1 protein-coding gene is annotated in these 742 nt (G+C 64.3%); it reads right to left on the bottom strand.

The features are described 5' to 3' along the window. A partial coding sequence (locus tag A2J02_RS10655) for an ABC transporter permease (protein WP_068049907.1) occupies positions 1-742 on the bottom strand: 742 nt, incomplete at both ends.

Here is a 742-nt window from a genome sequence, read left to right on the forward strand (position 1 = left end):
CACTCGAAGGTCGTCTCGGTCAGTACCGCACCGCCCAGGAGTACGGCGATCTGCAGGCCGATGACGGTGACGATGGGAATCATGGCGTTGCGGAACGCATGTCGTCGCGTCACCGTGCCCTCGCTCAATCCGCGAGCGCGCGCAGCGTCGACGAACGGTGCCTGCAACGTCTGAATCAGGTTGACGCGCACCAGCCTCAGGAACACTCCGGCCGTCAACAGACCCAGGGCGAGTGCGGGTAGCACGGCATGCTCGAGCACGTCCACGATGTAGCTCGGCTCGCCGTACAGGAACGAGTCGACGATCAGAATGTTGGTCTTGGGCGAGACGTTCTGCAGTGCCAGTTCCACATTGGTGCTGGCACGACCGGCGACGGGCAGCCAGCCGAGCTTGACTGCGAACAGCAGCTTGAGCAACATGCCGACGAAGAACACCGGAGCCGCGTACGCCAGGATCGCGAAGATCCGCAGTGAGGCGTCGCCGAATCGGTCCCGATGGGTGGCGGCGAAGAATCCGAGCGGGATGCCGACCGCGAAGGCGACCAACAGTGCCCAGAACGCCAATTCCAGTGTGGCAGCACCGTTGACGAGCAGGACGTCACTGATCGCGCGGTTGTCGGTGGCGGAGCGGCCGAAATCGCCGCGCAACAGTCCGGTCAGGTACTCCCAGTACTGCGTCAGAATGGGTCGGTCGTAGCCGGCCTCGGCCTTGCGCTGGGCGATCTGTTCGGCAGGTAGGCGAC

The organism is Rhodococcus sp. EPR-147 (genome assembly GCF_001647185.1).
GTDB lineage: Bacteria > Actinomycetota > Actinomycetes > Mycobacteriales > Mycobacteriaceae > Rhodococcoides.